The organism is Lebetimonas sp. JS032 (genome assembly GCF_000523315.1).
Lineage (GTDB): Bacteria > Campylobacterota > Campylobacteria > Campylobacterales > Nautiliaceae > Lebetimonas.
On sequence record NZ_ATHS01000001.1, the window covers coordinates 329,659 to 352,893 of the forward strand.

Here is a 23,235-nt window from a genome sequence, read left to right on the forward strand (position 1 = left end):
ATATAAGTTTTATCTAAAAATTTTTAATCATTTGATTTAGTTTATTTTTTACACAAAATTTGCTATTATTAAAACAAAAAGGAAAAAAAGTGGATGTAACAGAACTATTTAAAAAACTTTTAAGTTTTAAATCAATAACTCCAAATGACGACAGTGCAATGGAGTTTATAAAAAATTATTTAAATGATTTTGAAGTGATTGAGAATGAAAAAGAGGGGGTTAAAAATCTCTTTTTATATAAAAAATTCACAGAGGGAGACCATCTATGTTTTGCAGGGCATATTGATGTAGTGCCTCCGGGTGATGGTTGGAATACAGACCCGTTTACTCCGACTGAAAAAGACGGCTATATTTTTGCAAGAGGCGCACAGGATATGAAAAGCGGTGTTGCGGCTTTTCTTTGGGCGCTTAAAAATGTCAAAAATTTTAACGGCACATTAAGCGCACTGATTACAAGCGACGAAGAAGGCGATGCCATCTGGGGCACAAAATATATGCTTGAAATATTAAAAGAAAAAAATTTAATTCCAGATTATGCTATAGTGGCTGAGCCAACCTGTGAAAAAGAATTCGGAGATGCCATAAAAATAGGAAGAAGGGGAAGTATTAACGGGGTTTTAAAAAAAACAGGGCTTCAGGGGCATGCGGCTTATCCGGAAAAATCAGTCAATCCGATTCATAAAGTCGCACAGGTGCTTCATAAAATCGCCGGGGCCGATTTAGACAGCGGAGATGAATTTTTTATTCCGAGTAAATTTGTTGTAACGGATATCAGAGCCGGTATGGAAGTTACAAACGTAACTCCGGGTAAGCTTAAAATGATGTTTAACGTAAGAAACAATACCCATACCACAAAAGAAGATGTTAAAAATTTTATTCATAAATATTTTAAAGATATGAATTACACCCTGGAGCTCAAACAAAGCGCTGAGCCTTTTATAACCGACCCTAATACAAAAGTTGTGAAAAATCTGGATAAATCCATTCAAAAAATTACAGGACTCACTCCAAAACACTCTACCGCAGGCGGAACAAGCGATGCAAGATTTTTTGCCAAAAATGGGGTAAAAACAGTAGAATTTGGAGTAAAAAACGATACAATCCATGCACCAAATGAAAGAACAGGTAAAAATGAAGTTATAAAACTATCACGTGTTTTTGAAAATGTAATCAAGGAATGGAATTGAGAAAAGTTTATGAACTTAAAAAGGGAATATTAATTAAAACAGTAGAAAACGAAATTTTAGAATTCGATGAAATAAGGGGGGATAAAGCTGTTTTTTATAACGATTTCGGAATAGAAGTAGAATATCCGGATTATCTGGATATAGATGAGATAGGAGAAATAATAGATTCAGACAGTCTGAAAAATCCGGATACACATTCCCCTACTCTTTTTTAAATTCGACATCCACAATATCTCCGAATTTTAAACCTTTTCCAACTAATTCTACTTTATAGCTCGTTACAAATTTTTCATCCGGCACATGCCAGATTTTAGTAATTTTAAAACTGCTTAATTTATTGTTAATATAAATTCTTTTAGTTTTTATCGAATTTATTTTATCAACAGGCACATAAATATAAAGTTTTTCCCTGCTTGTATCATACACTTTTGCCACCAGTCTTCCGGGTGTAAGATAATCACCCCTGTTTACATAAATTTCGTAGACATATCCGTTTGCTTTGATGTTTTTTTTATTAATTAAATCCTCTGTTTTTTTAAGATTTGCCATATCGCTGCTTAAGCTTAATTTTAAATTGATAAGCTGATTATATGTGTTTATATAATCATAAAACTTTAAATCTTTTTCTATTTGGGATTTTGTTTTAAGATCTTTATATTTTAAATAGGTTTTTTCTTTTCTTTTTAAAGCTTCTTTGGTTTTTTTTATTTCATTTTTTAACAATTTAATTTGGGTTTTTAAATTGGTTTTATTAACTTTTTCCTGATAATCGTCCAATTTTACAATTGTTTTGTTATTTACGTTTTCGGCTTCAAAATTTTTGTCTGCAAATATCACCTCCCCGCTTACACTTGCTTTTATATCAAATTCATCAAAAGGCAGAACTTTTGCATCATAAGCCAAAAGTATACTTGCTAAAAAAATAAGCATCTTTTTCATTTGTTTCCTTTTTTATTTAATTAAATTCCATCCGCCATTGTTTCGTATTTTTCACTATCACCTTCTATAAAAGCCTGTACAACCGGATTTTTTGAATTTTTAAATTCCTCTACATCGCCGAATTCAATAATCTCACCGTTAAAAAGCAATGCTATAAAATCGGCACTTTTAAAAGTTTCTTTTAAATCATGTGAAATAACAACACTGGTCATATTATGTTTTCTTGTAAGACTTTCTATCATTCTTGTAATTTTATCACTGATAATTGGATCAAGCCCGCTTGTAGGTTCATCATAAAGAATATACTTGGGCTCCATTATAATTGCTCTTGCCGTAGCCGCTCTTTTTCTCATTCCCCCGCTTAGTTCGTGTGGATATAAATATGCAACCCTTTTTGCTTCAAGTCCAACCATTTCGAGTGTTTGAAATACCTTTTTTTCTATCTCTTTTTTGGATAATTTTGTGTGTTCAACCAAAGGAAAAGCCACATTGTCAAAAATATTCATACTGTCAAAAAGTGCACCTTCCTGAAAAGTAAAACCGACCTTTTTTCTTATTTCATACAGTGTTTTTATATCCGCTTTTGCCACATCCACTCCATCTACTAAAATTTCTCCGCCTGTTGGTTTAAGAAGCCCCACTATATGCTTGATAATGGTGGATTTTCCCTGACCGGACATTCCCAAAATATATGTAATTTTCCCTTCAGCTATATCAAGGTTTATATCTTTTAATACCTCTTTTTTGCCAAATGTTTTTTTCAAATGACGAATCTCAATCATTTATATCCTTTAAAATTATTTAACATTTTATCAAAAATATGATATAATCAATTATAAAGGAGTGGGAAATGAAAGTTCAAAACCTAACACAAAACCATATAAACAACCATTTACAAAAAATTCAAAAAGATTTAGATAAAATATCCAATCCAAATGTAGAAGAAACAGTAAACAAATTTGTAAATGATGTATTCCAAAACGATATTGATTCCAATTTACAGGAAATTAATAATTATAATGAGGCGATTGGTTTTACACAAATTGCAAACGGGGCTTTAAATTCAATCAGGGATAATTTACACGATATAAAAACACTTCAGGCTGCATTAAACAATGCCGCACTCAGTAATGATAATTTAAACATAATCGATTCCCAAATTCAAAAATATACCAAAAATATAAATAATACTTTAGAAAATACAACATATAACAATAAAAATGTTTTTGGAAGTTTTCAGTTTAACGAAATTAATATAAATACTTCCATGCCAAATTTTGATGTTGACAATCTCGATGAATTTGAAAAATCATTAAACAGTGCATTTTCAAGTATCGGAGCGGCCCAAAATGCTTTGAGAGACAAAGTCAATAATCTGTCACAAAATATAGTATCAGAATCTGCAGCTAAAGCTCAAAATGAACCGGATATGGCCAAAAAAGTTATGGATATGCAAAATGAAAAAATAAAATTAAATGCCTCTGTTTTAGCGCAGGTTCATCAAAACAGTCTAAATATAGAATATATTACATCTTTATTAAGAGATTAAAATTTTTCTTTTTTTACCGTTTAATATTTTAACACACTTCTTTTTAATTACCCGGCCTTAATTATAAATACTTATATAAACAATAATTGATTAAAATATATGCAAAAAAATTTCTTTTATTTGTCATTGTTTTGTTATAATGATTTGAAAAAAAAATTCAAAGGAGCAAAAAATGAAAAAAATACTTGCCCTGTTTGTACTTTTAGGAGTAATTTTTAGCGGTTTAAATGCTGATTTACTCCAAGATGTTCAAAAAAGAGGTGTATTAAAAGCAGGAGTGAAATATGACTTTCCACCGTTTGGTTATGTAAACGAAAAAGGTCAGGTTGTAGGTTTTGATATAGATTTGGTTAAATACATTGCAAAAAAACTCGGTGTGAAACCTGTATTTACACAGGTTACTTCAAAAACAAGAATTCCAATGGTTCAAAGCGGGACTGTAGATATTGCAGCTGCCAGTATGACCCACAAAGTAAAAAGAGATTTACCGATAGATTTTACAATCAGTTATTATTTTGACGGTCAGTCAATTATGGTTAGAAAAGATTCCACAATTAAAAACTATCATGATTTAAGCGGTAAAAAAGTCGGGGTAATTCAGGGGGCTACAAGCGGAGACAATTTAAAAAGAGTAAATCCAAAAGTTAAACTTGTATATTTCCAGGAATATCCTCAGGCTGTTATGGCATTAAAAAGAGGAAAAGTCGATGCGGTTTCAACAGATTATACATGGTGTGTAACCCAGGCTAAAAATTCACACGGTGCATTCAAAGTTGTAGGCGGAACATTTACTTTCGAACCTTACGGAATGGGAGTCAGAGAAAATGAATCAAACTTCAGAGATGCGGTAAATTTTGCAATCCAAGATGCTGTAAGGGACGGAACTTATCAAAAACTTTATATAAAATGGTTCGGAACAAAACCAAACAGACTTCCTGAAGTTTGGCCTAAATAATTTCTCCCTTTTTCGGGATAAAGGTAAATAATGGGTTATGAATTTGACTGGCATGTGTTAATTGAATATAAGCAGCTGCTAATAAATGGATTAATTACTACAATAAAACTTTCGGTTTTAGGAATTTTTTTCAGCTTTATAATTGGTTCTATCGTAGGAATCGGAAGAGCTTCCAAAAGCTTTTGGCTGAGTCTTATTTCAAGTTATTATGTTGAAAGTTTCAGGAACATTCCTTTAATTGTACAAATGTTTTTTATATATTTTACTTTCACTCTTTCACAAATTTTTCCGTTTTTAAATACATGGGGGGATTTTTTACATATAAATGACGTGGATGCATTTTTTTCAGCCCTTTTAGCGCTTATTTTATATACGGGCGCTTATATAGCGGAAGTGGTAAAAGCGGGGATACGTTCCATTCCAAAAGGGCAGTTTGAAGCTGCAAGATCTCTTGGAATGAACAGATTTCAGGTAATGTGGTATGTAATATATCCTCAGGCTGTCAGAATTATCATTCCACCTCTTACAAGCCAGTTTTTAAATTTAATAAAAAATTCTTCTTTAGCTATGACAATAGGTGTGGCGGAGCTTACTTTTTCAACGCAACAAATAGATGCTGAAACTTTTAGAGGCTTTGAAGCGGCGACAGCAGTTACAATCCTTTATATTATTTTAACTTTGAGCACTTCGTTTATAATGAATCTCATAGAAATAAAATTTTCAAAAGGCGTAAAAAATGCTTAAAAACATAGAAAATTATTTCAAAACACATAAAATAGTATTTTGGATTTTCAATATTATTGTAATTGCTGCGCTGCTTAAAATTTTTCAAATGCTTGCATACCCTGAGACCCATTACGAAGAACTTTTTACAAAAGATAACTTAAGATTTCTGTTTTTTGGAAGACCTGGGGAAATTGGAGGACTTGCCTTAACTTTTATTTTGGCTATTGTTTCAATAATTTTAAGCTTTATACTTGGTTCAATTTTTGGAATCGCGAGATGGTCTAGTATTAAATTAATTAAAATACCATCGATTTTATATATTGAAATAGTAAGGGCAACCCCGCTGCTTATGGTTATATTCTGGGTATTTTTTGCAATACCGGTATTTTCAATGAGCTTTTTTCACACTCAGGCACATGTGTCACCTACCGTTGCGGCGATAATTGCATTTACCATATTTACAAGTGCTTATGTTGCCGAAATAGTAAGAGCCGGTATAAATTCCATCCCAAAAGGACAGTTTGAAGCTGCAAAATCTCTTGGAATGAATAATTTTCAGACATTTTTTTATATAATTCTACCTCAGGCATACAGAAAAATGATACCGGCGTTTGTATCACAGTTTGTTGCACTTTTTAAAGATACGTCTCTTGCTTATACAATAGGCGTAATTGAATTTTTCAGGGCTGCAACAATTATCAATAACAGACTTTATATCAGTTTTGAAGTATTTTCTTTTGTAGCGTTGGTATATTTCAGTATAGCATTCAGTATGAGTAAATTTTCTCATCATTTAGAAAAAAAAGTTGAAAAACAGCTTAACGCATAGGAGCATAGATGGATAATGACAAAATCATTCAGATGAAAGATATTGAAAAATATTATGGAAATTTCCACGCCCTAAAGGGTGTAAATTTCGACGTAAAAAAAGGAGAAGTTGTAGTAGTCTGCGGACCGAGCGGAAGCGGAAAATCTACACTTATCAGATGTATAAACAGACTAGAAGATATTGACAGCGGAAAAATAATTATTGACGGAAAAGATTTATATCACAAAAAAACAAATATAAACAAACTCCGTCAGGAAGTTGGAATGGTTTTTCAGCATTTTAATCTTTTTCCGCATTTGACAATACTCGAAAATATTACTTTGGCTCCGGTTAAAGTAAAAAAAATGCAAAAAAAAGAAGCCGAAGAACTTGCTATGAGCCTGCTTGAGAGGGTTAAAATTCCTCATCAGGCAAACAAATACCCAAGTGAACTTAGCGGAGGTCAGAAACAAAGGGTTGCAATTGCAAGGACAATTGCAATGAAGCCTAAAATTATTCTTTTTGACGAACCGACAAGTGCACTGGACCCGGAAATGATAGGTGAAGTACTTGATGTTATGAAGGAACTCGCAAAAGAAAATTATACAATTGTGTGTGTAACCCATGAAATGGGATTTGCAAGGGAAGTGAGTGACAGAATTGTATTTATGGATGCAGGCCAGATAGTAGAAGAAAATACGCCTGAAGAATTTTTCAACACCCCTCAAACAGACAGGGCAAAAAAATTCTTAAGCGAAATCTTACATCATTAAAAGGAGATAAAAATGAAAAAATTACTATTTACGGTTTTAGCTTTGGTATCAATGGTTTTTGCTGCCGATTTTAATCTTTGGCAAAAATCCACTTTAAATCAGGTTGTAAAAAAAGGAGTTCTTAGAGTCTGTCTGGAGCCGGGTTATGTTCCTTTTGAAATGAGAGACAAACACGGAAGAATAATCGGTTTTGATGTTGATGTTGCAAAAAAAATGACTAAAGATATGGGTGTAAAACTAAAACTTGTTCCGACAGCATGGGACGGCATCATTTCTGCACTTATTACCAATAAATGTGATATCATAATGTCAGGTATGACCATTACCCAAAAAAGAAACTTAAAAGTGGCATTTACAAATCCATACTTTTTAGTCGGTCAAACGCTTCTTGTAAATAAAAAACACAAAGGTGTAAAAAGTTATAAAGATTTAGATAAAAAAGGTATGGTAATTACAACCAAACTTGGTACTACTGGAGAAATTGCGGCAAGAAAATTATTTAAACACGCCACAATCAAAACATTTGATTCAGAAAGCGCAGCCGTTCAGGAAGTATTAAACAACAGAGCCGATGCATTTATATACGATAAACCTTACAATGAACTATTTATGGCGGATAAAGGAAAAGGGAAACTTATTTTTCTTAATCAGGATTTAACATATGAACCTTTAGGATTTGCAATAAATCACGGAGACCCTGATTTTCTAAACTGGTTAAACAATTTCTTAAGACAAATCAAACATGACGGAACTTATGAAAAACTGTACAACAAATGGTTTAGACATACTGATTGGTTAAAAAGCGTTCAATGAAAAAGTCAATATTAAAAAAAAAAGAAACAGGCTTACTTTTAGCCTCTCTTTTTTATGTGTTGGTAGGATATTTTTTATATAACGCTGCAAGCAAAATAAATTATACATGGAAATGGGATATGATTCCCAAATATTTTGTATATAATGCTAAAATTCCTCTTACAGCTCCATGTGACGGAAAGCTTCAGATAAAACAAAATAAAACTGTAATAATCTGCGAAAATAAAAAAATTTATCAGTTTGATATAAATGGTTATAAATTACAATTTAAAAATGGTGAATATTTATTTCAGGATGATGAATTTGCATATAAAGAAAAATTAAAACCGGGTCCTTTTATTTTAGGAATTTGGGTAACTATTAAAATTTCAATTATTTCAATGCTTTTCGCTTTTTTAATCGGACTTATAATAGCAATAATCAGACTAAGCGGCATCCCGGCACTTGATTATATAGGCAGTTTTTATGTCACTGTAATCCGCGGAACGCCTCTTTTGGTGCAGCTGTTTATTTTTTATTTTATAGTGGCAACTATTTTTGCACTTCCGAGATTTTGGGCGGGTGTAATGAGTTTATCTATTTTTTACGGGGCTTACATTGCAGAAATTTTAAGAGGCGCAATTCAGGCGGTTGATAAAGGACAACACGAAGCGGCAATGTCGCTCGGGTTTACACCGTTTCAGAAAATGTATCTGATTATTCTGCCGCAGGCCTTAAAAAAAGCACTTCCGGCTCTTATAGGTGAGCTTATCTCATTAATAAAAGACAGTTCACTTGTATCGGTTATATCCATTACAGACCTTACAAAAGTGGGAAGAGAAATTGTTGCAAACACATTTTCTCCATTCGAAGTATGGCTCACGGTAGCTGTTCTTTATTTGATGTTAACTTCAATTTTGAGTTTTATCGGACATAAACTCGAAAAAAGAATGAAAGCGCAGGGCGGAATTTAGTGGATAGAATATTTGCAAAATATTCTGATTTTTTATTAATTTTAACAGCCTTTTTCTGGGGCTCCACTTTTATTCTAATGAAAAAGACAATAGAAGATTTACCAACGTTCTCTTTTCTTTTTGCCAGATTTTTTTTGGCATTTTTATTAATGCTTTTGATTTTTTATAAAAAAATTACTTTAAAAAAAGAAGATATTCTTGCTGCTTGTATTCTGGGATTTTTGAATTTTATAGCTTATGCCGCACAGACATATTCTCTTAATTTTGTACCTTCAAATATTGTTGCCTTCATAACAGCGTTATTTGTGGTATTTACCCCGATATTTTCTTTTCTGCTGTTTAAAAGAAACATTAAAATATATTCCATCATCGGAGTTATAATTGCAGTTATAGGATTATATCTATTAACACTAAGCGGAAAACTAATTTTTAATGTTTATGAAATTTATCCTCTTTTGTGTGCAATATTTTTCGGTATGCATGTAAGCGTAACAGATGTTTTTTCTAAAAAATACAATATTTATACACTGGTAACTTTTCAATTTTTAGTTGTTGCACTGTTAAGTTTAGTATTTGTACCGTTTGAATCTCACAAGATAAAAATCACACCCCTTGTGATTTTCGCACTTTTTATTACTTCGTTTTTTGCAACGGTATTTGCTTTTTTCGTTCAAACTTATGCCCAAAAATACACATCTCCGACAAAAACAGCGGTTATTTTCGCTTTAGAGCCGGTTACGGCTGCATTTTTTGGAATTATGTATGGAGAAAAATTAACCTTATTTCAAATATCAGGTGGTTTTTTAGTCATTTTTGCAACAATCATAAGTGAAATAGGAGATAAAATAATTAAGTTATTTAACCCCAAAAATTATTAATAAATTCTTGGGGCGATTTTTATTTCAAACAGATTTCTTTTTATATATAAATTACCGCTCATCGGATCATATTCAATCTCTTCAGGAATAAATTCATTTACTTCTTCTTTTAAATCAAAATAAATTTTCCTCTCAAAAAACCTCTCTATTACGACTTTTGAATCAAAAAATTTTCTCTCATTTCCAAAAACATATTCAATTAATGCGTCAAATTCTCTGTATTCATCAAATTCACGTATTTTTCCATGCCAGCTTTCAAGAAAATAATCCAATGCTTCAATTCCCCTCATTTTAAACTCCTTAACAAAAATCAGCCAATAATCCTGCCTTTAACTGATTATAAACTTCCTCACCTGCAAATTTTTTAACAATTTCAAGACCAAAACACATAGCTGTTCCAGGACCTTTACTTGTCAAAACATTTTTATCCTCTACAACTTTAGCATTACTTACATATCCTTCTTTTCTTATATTTCCTTCCCATCCGGGATATGCTGTGTATCTCTCTTTTAAAACTCCGGCGGTTTTAAGTGCATACGGACCTGCACATATAGCACCCACATATTTTCCTTTTTCATCCATTTCTTTTAAAAGTTTTTGAACACTCTCATCATTTGCCAGATTAATTGCACCCGGAAGTCCGCCCGGTAATACGATTAAATCCAGCTCATCTGCATTTATAAGTTCTATTTTTGTATCTGGAATTACCCTTATATTATGGGCTCCGTAAATCACATCCCCGCCGACACCGGCAACAATTACATCAAGCCCCCCTCTTCTCATTACGTCAATAAGTGAGGTTGCTTCAATTTCTTCAAACCCGTTAGCCAAAGGAACACATATTTTTGCCATTTTTACCCCCTTTTTTTAAATATTTTACCAAAATCAATCTCTATATCACAAATATCAAACTTAAATTTTTTATCTCCTTCATAAACTTTATCAAATTTTGAATTCTTTAGCTTAAATATTCTTACCTTTTCAAAATCTGGATAAACCAAAATATAATATTCAACTTTTTCTCTTTCATAAAGTTTAAATTTAATCTCCTCATCTTTATTTGCTGTTGAATCAGAAACAATTTCTACTACAATTTTTGGAGCTGTTTTTGGATATTTTTCTATTTCTTCGCAATAAATTGCAATATCCGGCCTTACAACTGTTTTTTCATCAATAATCCAGTCAAGCTCTGGATAACTCTCACACTCACACTTTTCTAATCCATTATTAAAATATTGAACTAACCTGCTCATTAACAATTGATGCTTACTTACAGGACTTGGTGCCATTGCAAAAGGATATCCTTCAATTAATTCCCAGTCACCTTTCCAGTTTTTATAATCAAAGTATGTATAGGTCGGGGGATTAAAGCTCATATTAAGCCTTTTTTTATATTATTATACCAAATTTTTAATACTAACTCTTAAAAAGGGATACTCATCAACTTTTTTATAAATTATTCCAAACGTCCCTTTAAGTTCCGGAAGTTTTTTAATTTCTTTAACCTCTCCGTCAACCTCAACTTTAAAAGATTTAATTCTGTTTGCAATAATAAACTGATGAGAGCATAAAAGTTCATTAGCCCTTATAACAAAATTGTCATCGCACGCATAAACCACACTTCCGTCAAAACTTGGAAGCCCGTCAATTTCTTCTAAATTATATTCAAAAGTTTTTTCGGTTTCTACAATTTCAGCTAAAATAAGGTCGCTTGGTTTAAAAAACTCAGGAAGTTCTATTCCACTAATTTTAAACCCTCCAAAATCTCTAAGAATTGCTAAAAAATTTTTTATATTTTCATATTTTGGATGCAATAAAACATCTCTACCCACAATTATTTCACCTATTTCAAGTTTTTTCAAATCATATTCATCAAAATTACTTTCACTCATTAAATACCCGTCATCCATATCGTCAAAATAATTTTTTACCCTTTCAGGCACTTTTTCATAGGTAAAATGTTTGGCAATTAAAGCAATAACCGCTTCTTCAGCCATCGGTTCATAAGTTATTGAATCTTTATATTTTACCGGATGCAAAAAAATATCCACATCTATTTTTTTTAAAGGCAGATTTCCTATTGAAATTTTTAATTTTTTATCCATTTTCTTCTCTCCTAATTTATACAGATTTTGAAAATACTTTTTGATTTTTCATTTTTTTAAAATATTCATCAAAAGGCAGCACTATATTTCTAATAAGCAGACTCCCCGTCCTGCTGACTTTTATTTTATTCTTGTCAATTTCAACAAGTCCCCCGTTCACAAATTCCTGCAGTTCATTTATTTCATTTTTAAATTTATCAAAAAAATTAATACCAAATTTTTCTTCAAATCTTTTTATATCAAAGCTGAAATTTGCCATCATTTCCATTATTATATATTTTCTGATTTTATCCTCTTCATTTAATATTACACCCTTGAATGTCGGGAGTTTTCCTTCATCAATTGCTTTTTCATAATTTTTCAAATCTTTATAATTTTGGAAATATGCATTTTCACTTTCACTGATGGAAGTAAGGCCGACTCCTATTAAATCAGCCCCGCCTTTTGTGGTATATCCCTGAAAATTTCTGTGAAGTTCTCCTTTTTCAATAGCTTTAAACAGTTCATCCTCAGGCTTTGCAAAATGGTCCATCCCAACCATTATATATCCGTTATTTTCAAAAAAATCTATTACATATTTGAAAATTTTTAGTTTTTCTTCAGGGGCCGGAAGGGTAGTTTCGTCTATCTTTCTCATACCTTTTTTTAGCCATGGAACGTGAGCATAATTAAACACTGCAACTCTGTCAGGATTTAACTTAATAACGAGTTCAAGCGTTTTCTTAAATGTTTCTAAGCTTTGATAAGGAAGGCCGTAAATTAAATCGATATTTATCGATTTTATTCCTGCACCCCTTGCAATGTCAACTGCTTCTTTGGTTATTTCAAAAGGCTGAATTCTGTTTACCGCTTTTTGAGTCGCCTCATTAAAATCCTGAACTCCGAAGCTGATTCTGTTTACCCCGAATTTTTTCATAACATCCATATGAGATTTAGAAAAAAATCTTGGGTCAATTTCCACACTTATTTCTGCATCACTCTCAAAATTTTTAAAATATTTATAAATCAGTTTATAAACTTCTTCTAATTCATCAGGGGTGAAAAATGTGGGTGTTCCCCCTCCAAAATGAAGCTGTCTGACAATTCTGCCTGTATCAAGATATTCACTTAATATTTCAAGCTCTTTATTTAAATATTCAATATATCTTTTTCTTTTGTCTGCTTTTGAAGTATATACAACATTGCATCCGCAAAAATAACAGGCGCTCCTGCAAAACGGCAGATGAAAATAAAGACTTACAGGTTTATCACTTTTAAATTCATTTATAATATCTTCAGGCTTTAAATCCTTAAACTCAACCGCTGTCGGATATGATGTATATCTCGGTGCGTGTCTTGAATATTTGGAGAGTTTTTCAAAATCTATTTTTTCATTTATCATTTTTTACCTTTTCACTTGGAACTTGGCTATTTGGCATCTTGGCAACTTATCACAACTCACTACTCACTACTCACTATTTATTTAAATTCCCCTGCAAACTCTTTCCCTGCATTTTCCCATTTGTCAAAGGCAATAACAACCTCTTTTTTTATTAACTTACCATTTCTTTCAAGAATTCCTTTTATTTTAATGGAATCATCAGGCATTATTTTTGCATTTACTCCCACAGGTGCATGGCATCCCATATTCAAAGTATCGACAAAATCCCTTTCTATACTGACTTCCACAAATGTTCTTAAATCATGGAGCGGCTTAACGGCTGCGATTACTTTTTCATCATTTACAGTTTCAATTCCAAGTGCCCCCTGCCCCATTGCCGGAATAATTAAATCTGTATCAATAATTTCTAAATATTTAACAGATTTTTTAAGCCCGAGTCTTTTGATTCCGGCATGAGCCAAAATTATTCCGTCATATTCACCGTTTTTTAATTTATTGATTCTTGTATCAACATTTCCTCTTAAATCACTGATTATTAAATCATCTCTGAAAGCTTTAATCTGCATAGCACGTCTAATTGAACTGGTTCCTACAACCGCATTAAAAGGTAAATCAGCAAGTGTTTCAAATGTTTCACTTAAAAAAACATCTTCAACTGCTTCTCTTTTAGGAACGGCGGCAAGAGTAAAATGTTCCCTGTCATACTCGGTTGGAAAATCTTTAAGAGAATGTACAGCAATCTGGGCTTCTCCTCTTAAAAGGGCTTCTTCAACCTCTTTAATAAAAAGTCCTTTTCCTCCAATTTCAGTTAAAGGCTTATCTAAAATTTTATCCCCTGTAGTGGTCACAATTTTTAAACTTACCTCATGACCCAGATTTTCAAGCCTTTTCTTTACCCATTCAGCCTGCCAAAGAGCCAGCTTACTACCTCTGGTTGCAATTATTAATTTCATTTACATCCTTTAATTTTTTTGCAAATTATACAATTTTTTAATTTTATATTCTTCATCTTCCATTATCCATTTAATATTTTAGCCGCATCTTTACTGTGATAACTTATAATCATATCGGCCCCTGCTCGTTTAAATCCGGTTAAAATTTCCATCATTAATGCTTCATAATCCATCCAACCGTTCATACTTGCCGCTTTTACCATGGAATATTCTCCGCTCACATTATAAACACAAAGAGGTTTCAGTGTATTTTCTTTAACCGTTTTTATAATATCCATAAAGCTAAGAGCCGGTTTTACCATTAGAATATCAGCACCCTGAGCTTCATCTATTAAGCTTTCAAGCAGAGCCTCCCTTGCGTTTGCCGTATCCATTTGATATGTTTTTCTATTTTTTGGAAGATATTCGTTTGCGACAGGTGCACTCTCGGCCGCATCCCTGAACGGTCCGTAAAATGCGCTTGCAAATTTGGTTGAATAACTCATAATCGGAATATGTGAAAAACCGTTATTATCAAGAGCATCTCTTAAAGTAATAACAATATCATCCATCATACCGCTCGGTGCTATCATATCTGCACCCGCCTTGGCATGAATTAGTGCCTGTTTTGCGCTGATTTCAAGAGTCGCCTCGTTATCAACAGTTTTTAGTTTCGGGTTAATTATTCCACAGTGCCCGTGATCTGTAAATTCACAAAAACATAAATCTGTAATAATGGCTATTTTATTTCCAAACATTTCTTTGGCTTTTCTTACACTTCTTGCAATCAGCCCTTCTTCGCTTAAAGCATCGCTTCCGCATGAATCTTTTAGTTTTGGGATTCCAAACAAAATTACGGCTTTTATTCCAAGGTTTATACACTCATTTATTTCATCCAAAAAAGCATTTTCCCCGTTTTGATAAATTCCCGGCATTGAAGGAATTTCATTTTTACCATCAAGCCCCTCTTTTATAAAAACAGGCATAATTAAATCATTTTTTGTAATATAGTTTTCCCTTACCAAATCCCTGATATTAGCATTAAGTCTTAATCTTCTTAAATTCATTTATTCTCCTTTTTCACTGTACATTTTATTTTTCTTAATCCTTATTCCTAAATCCTTCATCCTCTTTTTAACGTAATTTCTTTACATAAATCCACAAAATATTTAGCATTATCCACAGGCACATCCGGTAAAATTCCGTGCCCCAAATTGAATATATGCCTGTGTCCTTGCATTGTATTAGCAATTTTTTCAACAGCCTCTTTTGTTGCACTTTTTGAATAAAGACGCGTCGGCTCCATATTTCCCTGGAGCGTATAATTGTCTTTAAAAATACCTAACACGTAATCTATAGGAGTGTTCCAGTCAACCCCCAATACATCAAAATCCCCGTCCATATCACCCATATATAAACCTACACCTTTAGAAAACAAAATAACGGGTATATTTAGATATTTTTCTTTTAATTCTTTTGAAATTGTTTTCATATAATTCCAGGAAAATTCAAAAAATTTATCCCTCTCAAGCGCACCGCCCCAGCTGTCAAAAACCATTACGGCGTTCGCTCCGGATTCAATCTGATTTGAAAGATATTCAATTAATTCTCTGGTGTTAAAAGCTAATAGTCTATGAAGCATCATAGGATTTGTATAAACCATTCTTTTTATTTTTGCATATTGTTTACTTCCTTTTCCTTCCACCATATATGTGGCAATTGTCCAGGGACTCCCGCAAAATCCAATTAAAGCTTTTTCTTTACTGAGTTCACTTCTTATTATTTTTACCGCTTCATACACATAAGATATTTTTTTATCCGCATTAGAATCAAGTCTGTCTATGTCTTCTTCAGAATCTATAGTTTTGTCAAAAACGGGACCAACACCTTTTTCGAATCTTAGAGGTAAACCCATTTCCATTGGAAGATTAAGTATATCGCTAAATAAAATAGCAGCGTCCACATCAAGCCTTTTTACAGGCTGGATGGTAACTTCAGCGGCAATTTCAGGATTTTTTGTCATATCCAAAAAATTACCTACTTTTTTTCTTATTTCCATATATTCAGGCAAATACCTGCCGGCCTGTCTCATCATCCAAACTGGTGTATATGAAGTTTCTTTTCCAAAACATGCATCAATAAAAATCATCTTATTCCTTTCATTATTTTTCACTACTCACTAGTCACCACCCACAAATCACTATTTAAGTATTCCCTTATCCATATGATAATCACATTTGTTTATATCTAAAAATTCACCTTTTATTCCGAAAAGTCTTTTTATTGCCGAAACCAAAATATCTGCTTCCGGAGAATCTGCCATTTTTCTAAGAGTGATATTAGGATTATGTAAAAATCTTTTAAAAGCGTTATGTAAAACTTTTTCTATCTCTTTTTCGTATTCTTCAGGCACATATTTTTTCTTTATAGCATTATTCAAGGCCAAATCGGCACATTCTTTTGATTTGGTCTGCAAGAATTTTATAACCGGTTCAATTGATACTGACTGAAGATATTTATAAAATTCAACAACGCATTTTTCTATTAAATCATTTGCAAAAACAAGTTCTTTTTTTCTTTTTTTCAAATTTTTTTCTGATATATTTTTCAAATCATCGACTTTAATTATTTCTATGGCTTCATTTTCTATTGTTTCTATATCGCAGGGAATTGCCAAATCAAACCAGATTCTTAAATAATTGGTATTTTTTATATATTCTTTTTTTATAATTGGATCTTTTGATGAAGTAGCTGAAAAAAGAAGCCTGTAGTTGTTTATAAGTTTTGGCAGTTTTTCCAAAGGGTGTACATCTATATTTACATCTTCCCCCAATTCCTCTTTAAGGACAAATGCGTTTTCAATTGTTCTATTTACCAAAATTATATTAACGCCTTCTTTTATCAAATTTTTGCATACAATTTTGGAGGTATCACCCACTCCCACAACAACAGCGGAATAACCGCTTAAATTATCGAGTCTGTCTTTTGCTTTTTTTACGGCAATAGATGCCACAGAAATAGGTTCTTCTGAAATTTGTGTCTGATTTCTGACTTTTTTTGCACATTTAAAAGAAAAATGAATAAGTCTTGTCAAATCCTGCGTCATATAATGTTTTTCATAAGCTTTTAAAAAAGCTTCCTTAAGCTGCCCGGTAATCTGGGCTTCGCCTACAACCATCGAATCCAGACTTGCAGCAACCCTGAAAGTATGCCTTATGGCATCTCTACCTTCATAAATTTCGGCACTGGTAAATTCTTCTTTTGTAATTACCTTTGAAAAAGCTTTTTCAAACAGCTCATTCAAATCTCTTTTTTGATCAAAAAAGACTTCGAATCTGTTACAGGTGCTGAGAATCATAACTTCTTTAAAATCTGTAAAATCTTCCAGTGTCAAATTGGAAAGTCTTCCCCTTAAGCCTATATCAGAATTTCTGTAATTAAAACTTATTATAAAATACATTTTAAGTCTTTGGCGAATATTCGTTTTTTTCTATTTTAAGCGGCTTGTTTATTTTTTGATACAGCTCCATTCCAAGCCCTAAAATCACCACTGCAAACCAGGCACCCATTCCGGCAAAAATAATATTAATCCACCCGTATCCGTTTACCACTTCCTGACCATAACTGTGAAGTCCCTGGGCAATATAGAAATTTACTCCGAAATATGTCATTAAAATAAAGAAAAAGCTCAAAAACGCCAATAATGAAAAAATAAATTCACCTCTGAGTTTTGGCATCATTTTAGCATGAATAACAAGTGCGTAAACAACCATTGAGATTAAACTCCATGTTTCTTTCGGATCCCAGCTCCAATATCTTCCCCAGCTTTCATTTGCCCAGACAGCGCCAAGAAATGTTCCGACACTGAGCAAAGCCAAACCTATATATAAAGCGATATAAATGATATTATTGAATTCCTTAATTTGTTTTTTAAGTTTTTCTTTGTTAATAGCAAACAAAACAAGATTAAGAAGACCCAGCATCGCTCCGACTGCTAGAAATCCGTAACTAGAGGTAATCACCGCCACATGAACCAAAAGCCAGTATGATTTTAATACCGGAACAAGATTTGTAATTTGAGGATCTATATTATTTAAATGCGCAACCATCATAAACATACCTGCTACAAAAAGGCCGGCACCAAGTGCGAGCATTGATTTTCTAAAGAAAACAAGTGATGCAAAAGCGGCGCCCCATGCGATAAATATAATTGATTCATATGCATCAGACCAGGGGGCATGCCCTGCTACATACCATCTAAGCCCCATATTAAATGTATGAAGTAAAAGAGCCAGTGCACCCAAAGTCACAAAAATAAGTTCGGTTTTCTGATATTTTTTAAGTCTTAAAACTTCAATAAATCCTAAAATTATAATAATGAGCCCAAGTGTTGAATAAATTCCTATAAGCATAGGAAAAATTTGTAAATGATTGTATTTAATTTCCCATTCTATTCTGTTTTTGGAAGGAAGTATATCGGGTGTATATGTTTTTTGAAATTCATATATTTCATTAGAAGCTTTTTTTACTCCGTTTAAATTAAATTCTTTTATATTCTTTACCAGCGAATTAAAGCTGTTTAAATAAGCCCTGGCACTGAAAGGATCCATCATCCCCTTTGTTACACTCTCTTCTATCTGATAAGGCGAAAACCAGGTATTATTCATTTTTTTTGAATTCGGTGTTGGAAAAATTTTAAAAATCTGGGCAGTGTAAACCATAAAGGATACATAAACCCTTTCGTTTATTTTTATCCATTCCCTGTCTAACTGTGTTTTTTGAATATCTGGTGTATCAAAAGCCTTATTCACCTCTTTTGTAAATTTAAAATTCCCGTTAGGTAAAAAGAAATCTATATAAGGAGCGTATTTACCTTTTATATGCAAGAGTTTTCTTATTTTAGGATGACCTATATAAATAAGGGGCAGTTTTTGAAACTTTTCTGGAAACGCCAGCATTCCCATAACTAGCTGATTATAATCCATTCCCATTAATTTATATTTTCTTGCAATTTTATGGGCTATATCCAAATCCAGCGTATCCATAGGCTCAATTCTTCCGCTTTTTTGCACCAAAATTCTCTCCCATACAGGTTCAACGGATTTGGATTTTTGTATATAAGAATCAATATCAAAAGCATTCGCCGAGTGGGGAAATGCTAAAAATAACAGCAATGAAAAAAGACCCCCTGTTTTTAATTTTTTAACGGTGATTTGAAATCTGCTTTTTTTATAAAGCATACTTATTAAAAAGCCTATTGCCATTAACAGATAACCAAAATATGTCATATACATTCCGGGGTCGTGATTGACTGAAAGTATACTTCCGCCTCCGTCCGGATCATAACTTGCCTGATAAAACCTATATCCTTTATAAACTAAAATATGATTCATATAAATATGATAATGAAATTTTTTATTACCATCTATTATTGTTACATAACTGTCATAACTGCTAGGCTGCATACTTCCCGGATAATGCTTTAAAACAAATTTATCAAGTCTTACGGTAAATCCCAGTTTTTTTACATAAATATCCGTAGGTTTAGCCCTGTTTTTAATAACGGTTATTTGATTTGCACTTTGCCCGTTTCTTAAATGTAGATTTCCCTCATATCCGAAATATCTTGTAATCCCGGCTCCGAGTAAAATAACAATTACCGAGAGATGAAGAAGGAATATAGGAGTCTTTTTATAAGTTTTATATCTGAACATTACCCCTGTTAAATTAATTCCAAGAAGCCACATAATAAGTTCAAACCATTTGGTCCCGTAAACATACTGCCAGGCTTCAAGATCCGTTTTCAAAAAGGTTGCAGCCCCCATCGCAACTATAAATATCAAAGAAAGAACCACCGCTAATTCAATAGAAAAGAAAAAATTGTATATTTTTTTTATCATTTACCAGCCTTATATTTTTGATTTACATACTGAAGAATTTTTAAAAACGTTTGAGGAGGTCTCGCGCCTATCATCCTGTAATAAAGTTCCCCGTTTGGTTTGATAAATAATATTGTAGGGGTTGAACCTGTAAAATAATTTTGAACTATCAAAGGCAAATTATCCTGATCCGCCAGATAAAACACCGGAACAAAATTTTTATTAATAAAACCGGCCACTTTATCATTTGTATAAACATTTGCAGCAAGATACCTGCATGGGGGGCAGTTTGTAAGTGATACATCAACCATAATCAGTTTATGCTCTTGGGAGGCAACATTTTTTGCCGCATTAAAACCCATTGCCCAATTGACTTTTCCGCTCCATTCAAACGCAAAAGCAAAAACAGCAACAATTAAAAACAACCATTTTTTCATTTAATTTCCTTTTTTTCTGTATTGTAACAAAAAAATTATATGAATACTGATTAAGTATATAAAAAAGAAATTATTCCGATTTCTCGGAAGATAAATTTTCTAAAAGATTAGGATGGGCAAAATTAGGCATTGTATAATCGTTATGGCATTTTACACAGCTGACTTTTTTGCCATTTTCCTTAACATTCCAATAATAAATTTTATGAATTTTTTGAATATTATCATCAAGTCCGACAACGTGGTTTTTATCTTTTAGCTCTTCTATTCCCTTATGACAGTGAAGACATGCATTATCATATACATAATGATGCATTTCCCAAAAATTTTCTTTAAAATCAACTTTTTTAATTAATCCAAAATGTGCCATTGCATCTCTTGTACCGCTAATTCCTTTTGTAACCAAATAAGAAATTATACTTGCATGAGAGAGGTGACAATCAGTACAGTGATGAGCTGAAAATCCATAAGGGTTATTTCCTCCATGCACACTGAATTCAAAACTGCTAACTTCCGGTTTCATTTCATGACAGCTTGCACAAAACTGAGGTGTTCCTGTAACATCCACCATCACCGCTGCAAAATAAGAAATTCCAATTCCGATAATAGCACCTATTATTAATGCGCCGATTGTAGCTTTTTTCATTGATTTCCTTTTTTTTATTGATATTATATATAAATTTCGTGCTTAAAAAGTGCTTTTTAAATTTTTATAACAAAAACCGCTCCGTTATTTGAATTATAAGCATTCAAATTACCGTTAAAATGTTTTGTAATAATAATTTTACTCATATAAAGCCCTATACCCGTTCCCTGGGACTGAAATTTGGTTGTAAAATAAGGTTCAAAAATTTTATCCATTATATCTTTTCTTATACCCCCCGCATTATCCTCTATTTCTAAATTATCATCTATTTTAATCCAAATCTTTTTATTTTTTATATTCCTTTCATTCAAAACGTCTATTGCATTATTTAAAATATTCATAATTACCTGTAAAAATTCATTTTTAAATCCTATAATGTTTTTTTCTTTTTTTTCAATTAATTCCACATCGATATTGTAATTTTTAAGTCTTCCTTCCAATAAAAACAGAACTTCTTTAACAGATTCATTAACATTAAATTCTTTTCTTTCTTTATCTTCTTTAAAAAAGTTCCTGAAATCGTCTATCGTTTTAGACATGTATTCTATCTGTTTAATTGCCTTATTTTTAAAATTTTGGATATATTTTTCATCTATTTTATTTTTTTTATATGCTATTTCAATATTTTGAATAAGCAGCGAAAGATGTGTTAAAGGGTGCCTCCACTGATGCGCAATATTTCCAAGCATCTCTCCCAAAGCCGCAAGTTTGGACTGTTGCATTAAAAGCTGCTCATTCTCTTTTACTTTTGCCACTTCTTTATTTATTTTTTTATCAAGTTCGTTATAATAATTGTATAAAGGTCTTGAAAAGAATATTCCGAGAGGAACTGCGACAAAAACAGATAAAATCATCATAACAATTGCCAGTTTTTTGGAGATTTCACTTGTTTCACGAATTAATTTCTTGTTCTGTAAAAAAATAACGTTATATTTGTCATTAAAATTCAGCACATAAATATCATTACTTATAAACCCCTGGGATTTTTTCATTAAATCTACAACAGGGTATCCGTATATGTCATATATATATTTGGCATTTGTAAAATCGCTGTAATAGATTTTTCCTTTTTTATCTATAACTATAATGTTAAACATATCGTTATATTTTTCAAAAATATTTTTATATTTATAAACAATATTTAAAACTTTATTTTTAAGAGGCACCGAAATATTAAAAACAACATTATGATTTTTTATATTTTCTTTTAAAATCAAAGTTTTTAATTTCGGTTTTTGTGATTGATTTATTGAACACACTATAGAATTATTTTTTTTACAATAAATATTTTTATTGTTTTGTATAAGAGAAATTTTATATATATTGTCATCACTTGAAAGGATAAGTTTAAAAATCCCAAAAAGCAGATTTTCATTAATATTAAATTCACTTGAAATTAATGGACTTTTTGATATTGCAACAGCCTTATTTACAGCTTTTTGTTTTTTTATTTTATAGTCTTTTACCAAATTTTTGACATATAAAATAACATTCTGCTGAAAATTTTCATTTTCTATGTTTGTAAAAAAATATATACTTATATATATAACAACAATAATTATCAAAAAGGCAAATAAAGCAAAGGCTATTGTTAAATCAAACTTAAATTCACTGTTTTTTTTCAATTTTATATCCGCATCCTCTTACATTTTTAATAAAATTTTCTTTTAATTTGCTCCTTAATTTTTTAACCTGTGTTCTTAAAGTATTCTCACAAATAACTTTTTCTTCCCAGACATAATCTTTAATTGTTTCGGAATCTACAACATTATTAATATTTTTAACCAAAATTTCTAAGAAATATTTTTCATTGGGGGTAAGTTCCACTTCTTTACCATTATAAAAAAGTTTTAATTTTTTTATATCAAATGAATAATTTGCTGTAATTTTTATCCTGTCCGTTTTTTTGAAAACAAGCCTTTTGATTCTCACTTCAAGCTCTTTTAAATCAAAAGGTTTTTTTATATAATCGGCAGCACCGATATTAAAGGCTTTTTCAATATGTTCTACATCTGAATAAGCGGTTATAAAAATCACCGGTGTTGAAGAAGAATAATTTTTTAATTCCTTATAAAATTCATATCCGTTCATTTTGGGCATATTTATATCCAATAAATATATATCATAATGCTCGGGATAAATCTTTTCAAGTGCCCCTTTGGGAGTTGAATAATAATCGACCTTACTACCATTCATTTCAAAATATTCTTTTATACTCTCACCTATAAATTCATCATCTTCAACCAATAATATTTTCATTTTTTTCCTTCTTTAAAA

At 31.7% G+C, this 23,235-nt stretch carries 26 protein-coding genes; 10 read left to right on the forward strand and 16 right to left on the reverse strand.

The window, feature by feature from the left end; all coding sequences use genetic code 11:
- Positions 1 to 89 precede the first annotated feature (89 nt).
- Positions 90 to 1,187, forward strand: coding sequence for a succinyl-diaminopimelate desuccinylase (gene dapE / locus DZ65_RS0101765; protein ID WP_024791135.1), 1,098 nt, complete (start codon positions 90 to 92; stop codon positions 1,185 to 1,187).
- Complete coding sequence (locus DZ65_RS0101770; protein ID WP_035907007.1) at positions 1,178 to 1,402, forward strand: hypothetical protein; 225 nt, start codon at positions 1,178 to 1,180, stop codon at positions 1,400 to 1,402. The genes dapE and DZ65_RS0101770 overlap by 10 nt, the downstream gene beginning before the upstream one ends.
- Here the strand turns inward: DZ65_RS0101770 and DZ65_RS0101775 are convergent.
- Positions 1,389 to 2,126: a hypothetical protein gene (locus DZ65_RS0101775; protein WP_024790586.1), complete on the reverse strand. Its 738-nt coding sequence runs from the start codon at positions 2,124 to 2,126 to the stop codon at positions 1,389 to 1,391. The genes DZ65_RS0101770 and DZ65_RS0101775 overlap by 14 nt on opposite strands.
- Before the next feature lie 20 nt (positions 2,127 to 2,146).
- Positions 2,147 to 2,908, reverse strand: a complete 762-nt coding sequence (locus DZ65_RS0101780; RefSeq protein ID WP_024790587.1) for an ABC transporter ATP-binding protein — start codon at positions 2,906 to 2,908, stop codon at positions 2,147 to 2,149.
- Positions 2,909 to 2,976: 68 nt separating this feature from the next.
- Between DZ65_RS0101780 and DZ65_RS0101785 the strand changes: the two genes are divergently transcribed.
- The 8 genes from DZ65_RS0101785 to DZ65_RS0101820 all read left to right on the forward strand — a co-directional run bounded on the left by DZ65_RS0101785 (position 2,977) and on the right by DZ65_RS0101820 (position 9,581).
- Positions 2,977 to 3,675: a flagellin gene (locus tag DZ65_RS0101785; RefSeq protein WP_024790588.1), complete on the forward strand. Its 699-nt coding sequence runs from the start codon at positions 2,977 to 2,979 to the stop codon at positions 3,673 to 3,675.
- Positions 3,676 to 3,847: 172 nt separating this feature from the next.
- Positions 3,848 to 4,630, forward strand: a complete 783-nt coding sequence (locus DZ65_RS0101790; protein WP_024790589.1) for a transporter substrate-binding domain-containing protein — start codon at positions 3,848 to 3,850, stop codon at positions 4,628 to 4,630.
- Positions 4,631 to 4,660: 30 nt separating this feature from the next.
- On the forward strand, positions 4,661 to 5,374 hold the full coding sequence (locus tag DZ65_RS0101795) for an amino acid ABC transporter permease (protein WP_024790590.1): 714 nt from the start codon (positions 4,661 to 4,663) through the stop codon (positions 5,372 to 5,374).
- Positions 5,367 to 6,185, forward strand: a complete 819-nt coding sequence (locus DZ65_RS0101800; protein ID WP_024790591.1) for an amino acid ABC transporter permease — start codon at positions 5,367 to 5,369, stop codon at positions 6,183 to 6,185. Before DZ65_RS0101795 ends, DZ65_RS0101800 begins: the two co-directional genes overlap by 8 nt.
- Positions 6,186 to 6,193: 8 nt before the next feature.
- Positions 6,194 to 6,937: an amino acid ABC transporter ATP-binding protein gene (locus tag DZ65_RS0101805; protein ID WP_024790592.1), complete on the forward strand. Its 744-nt coding sequence runs from the start codon at positions 6,194 to 6,196 to the stop codon at positions 6,935 to 6,937.
- Between the two features lie 12 nt (positions 6,938 to 6,949).
- Positions 6,950 to 7,750 (forward strand): transporter substrate-binding domain-containing protein, encoded by an 801-nt coding sequence (locus DZ65_RS0101810; RefSeq protein WP_024790593.1) that lies wholly within the window; start codon positions 6,950 to 6,952, stop codon positions 7,748 to 7,750.
- On the forward strand, positions 7,747 to 8,703 hold the full coding sequence (locus tag DZ65_RS0101815; protein WP_024790594.1) for an amino acid ABC transporter permease: 957 nt from the start codon (positions 7,747 to 7,749) through the stop codon (positions 8,701 to 8,703). The genes DZ65_RS0101810 and DZ65_RS0101815 overlap by 4 nt, the downstream gene beginning before the upstream one ends.
- Positions 8,703 to 9,581: a DMT family transporter gene (locus DZ65_RS0101820; RefSeq protein ID WP_024790595.1), complete on the forward strand. Its 879-nt coding sequence runs from the start codon at positions 8,703 to 8,705 to the stop codon at positions 9,579 to 9,581. The genes DZ65_RS0101815 and DZ65_RS0101820 overlap by 1 nt, the downstream gene beginning before the upstream one ends.
- On the opposite strand, the gene DZ65_RS0101825 is transcribed toward DZ65_RS0101820, so the two are convergent.
- The 14 genes from DZ65_RS0101825 to DZ65_RS0101890 form a co-directional block, all read right to left on the reverse strand.
- On the reverse strand, positions 9,578 to 9,871 hold the full coding sequence (locus tag DZ65_RS0101825; protein WP_024786993.1) for a hypothetical protein: 294 nt from the start codon (positions 9,869 to 9,871) through the stop codon (positions 9,578 to 9,580). The two genes, DZ65_RS0101820 and DZ65_RS0101825, sit on opposite strands and share 4 nt — an antisense overlap.
- A gap of 10 nt (positions 9,872 to 9,881) precedes the next feature.
- Positions 9,882 to 10,433 carry a DJ-1 family glyoxalase III gene (locus tag DZ65_RS0101830; RefSeq protein WP_024790596.1) on the reverse strand — a complete coding sequence of 184 codons (552 nt, stop codon included), beginning with the start codon at positions 10,431 to 10,433 and terminating at the stop codon, positions 9,882 to 9,884.
- 2 nt (positions 10,434 to 10,435) lie between these two features.
- On the reverse strand, positions 10,436 to 10,957 hold the full coding sequence (locus tag DZ65_RS0101835) for a Uma2 family endonuclease (RefSeq protein ID WP_024790597.1): 522 nt from the start codon (positions 10,955 to 10,957) through the stop codon (positions 10,436 to 10,438).
- A 21-nt stretch (positions 10,958 to 10,978) separates the two neighbouring features.
- On the reverse strand, positions 10,979 to 11,686 hold the full coding sequence (locus DZ65_RS0101840) for a hypothetical protein (RefSeq protein WP_024790598.1): 708 nt from the start codon (positions 11,684 to 11,686) through the stop codon (positions 10,979 to 10,981).
- A gap of 16 nt (positions 11,687 to 11,702) precedes the next feature.
- Positions 11,703 to 13,067 (reverse strand): oxygen-independent coproporphyrinogen III oxidase, encoded by a 1,365-nt coding sequence (gene hemN / locus DZ65_RS0101845; RefSeq protein ID WP_035908013.1) that lies wholly within the window; start codon positions 13,065 to 13,067, stop codon positions 11,703 to 11,705.
- A 77-nt stretch (positions 13,068 to 13,144) separates the two neighbouring features.
- Positions 13,145 to 14,020 (reverse strand): hydroxymethylbilane synthase, encoded by an 876-nt coding sequence (hemC, locus tag DZ65_RS0101850; protein ID WP_024790600.1) that lies wholly within the window; start codon positions 14,018 to 14,020, stop codon positions 13,145 to 13,147.
- 62 nt (positions 14,021 to 14,082) lie between these two features.
- The gene (gene hemB / locus DZ65_RS0101855) at positions 14,083 to 15,066 is read right to left on the reverse strand and encodes a porphobilinogen synthase (RefSeq protein ID WP_024790601.1); all 984 of its coding nucleotides are present in this window, start codon (positions 15,064 to 15,066) and stop codon (positions 14,083 to 14,085) included.
- Positions 15,067 to 15,122: 56 nt separating this feature from the next.
- Positions 15,123 to 16,148, reverse strand: a complete 1,026-nt coding sequence (gene hemE / locus DZ65_RS0101860) for a uroporphyrinogen decarboxylase (RefSeq protein WP_024790602.1) — start codon at positions 16,146 to 16,148, stop codon at positions 15,123 to 15,125.
- Between the two features lie 51 nt (positions 16,149 to 16,199).
- A complete protein-coding gene (gene hemA / locus DZ65_RS0101865; protein ID WP_024790603.1) occupies positions 16,200 to 17,459 on the reverse strand; it encodes a glutamyl-tRNA reductase in 1,260 nt (419 codons plus the stop codon).
- Between the two features lies 1 nt (position 17,460).
- Positions 17,461 to 19,899: a cytochrome c biogenesis protein CcsA gene (gene ccsA, locus DZ65_RS0101870; RefSeq protein WP_024791136.1), complete on the reverse strand. Its 2,439-nt coding sequence runs from the start codon at positions 19,897 to 19,899 to the stop codon at positions 17,461 to 17,463.
- Positions 19,896 to 20,315 carry a thioredoxin family protein gene (locus tag DZ65_RS0101875; protein WP_024790605.1) on the reverse strand — a complete coding sequence of 140 codons (420 nt, stop codon included), beginning with the start codon at positions 20,313 to 20,315 and terminating at the stop codon, positions 19,896 to 19,898. The genes ccsA and DZ65_RS0101875 overlap by 4 nt, the downstream gene beginning before the upstream one ends.
- 70 nt (positions 20,316 to 20,385) lie before the next feature.
- Positions 20,386 to 20,958: a NapC/NirT family cytochrome c gene (locus DZ65_RS0101880; protein WP_024790606.1), complete on the reverse strand. Its 573-nt coding sequence runs from the start codon at positions 20,956 to 20,958 to the stop codon at positions 20,386 to 20,388.
- A gap of 56 nt (positions 20,959 to 21,014) precedes the next feature.
- The gene (locus tag DZ65_RS0101885; protein WP_024790607.1) at positions 21,015 to 22,583 is read right to left on the reverse strand and encodes a sensor histidine kinase; all 1,569 of its coding nucleotides are present in this window, start codon (positions 22,581 to 22,583) and stop codon (positions 21,015 to 21,017) included.
- Positions 22,567 to 23,217, reverse strand: coding sequence for a response regulator transcription factor (locus DZ65_RS0101890; RefSeq protein ID WP_024790608.1), 651 nt, complete (start codon positions 23,215 to 23,217; stop codon positions 22,567 to 22,569). Before DZ65_RS0101890 ends, DZ65_RS0101885 begins: the two co-directional genes overlap by 17 nt.
- Between the last annotated feature and the right edge of the window lie 18 nt (positions 23,218 to 23,235).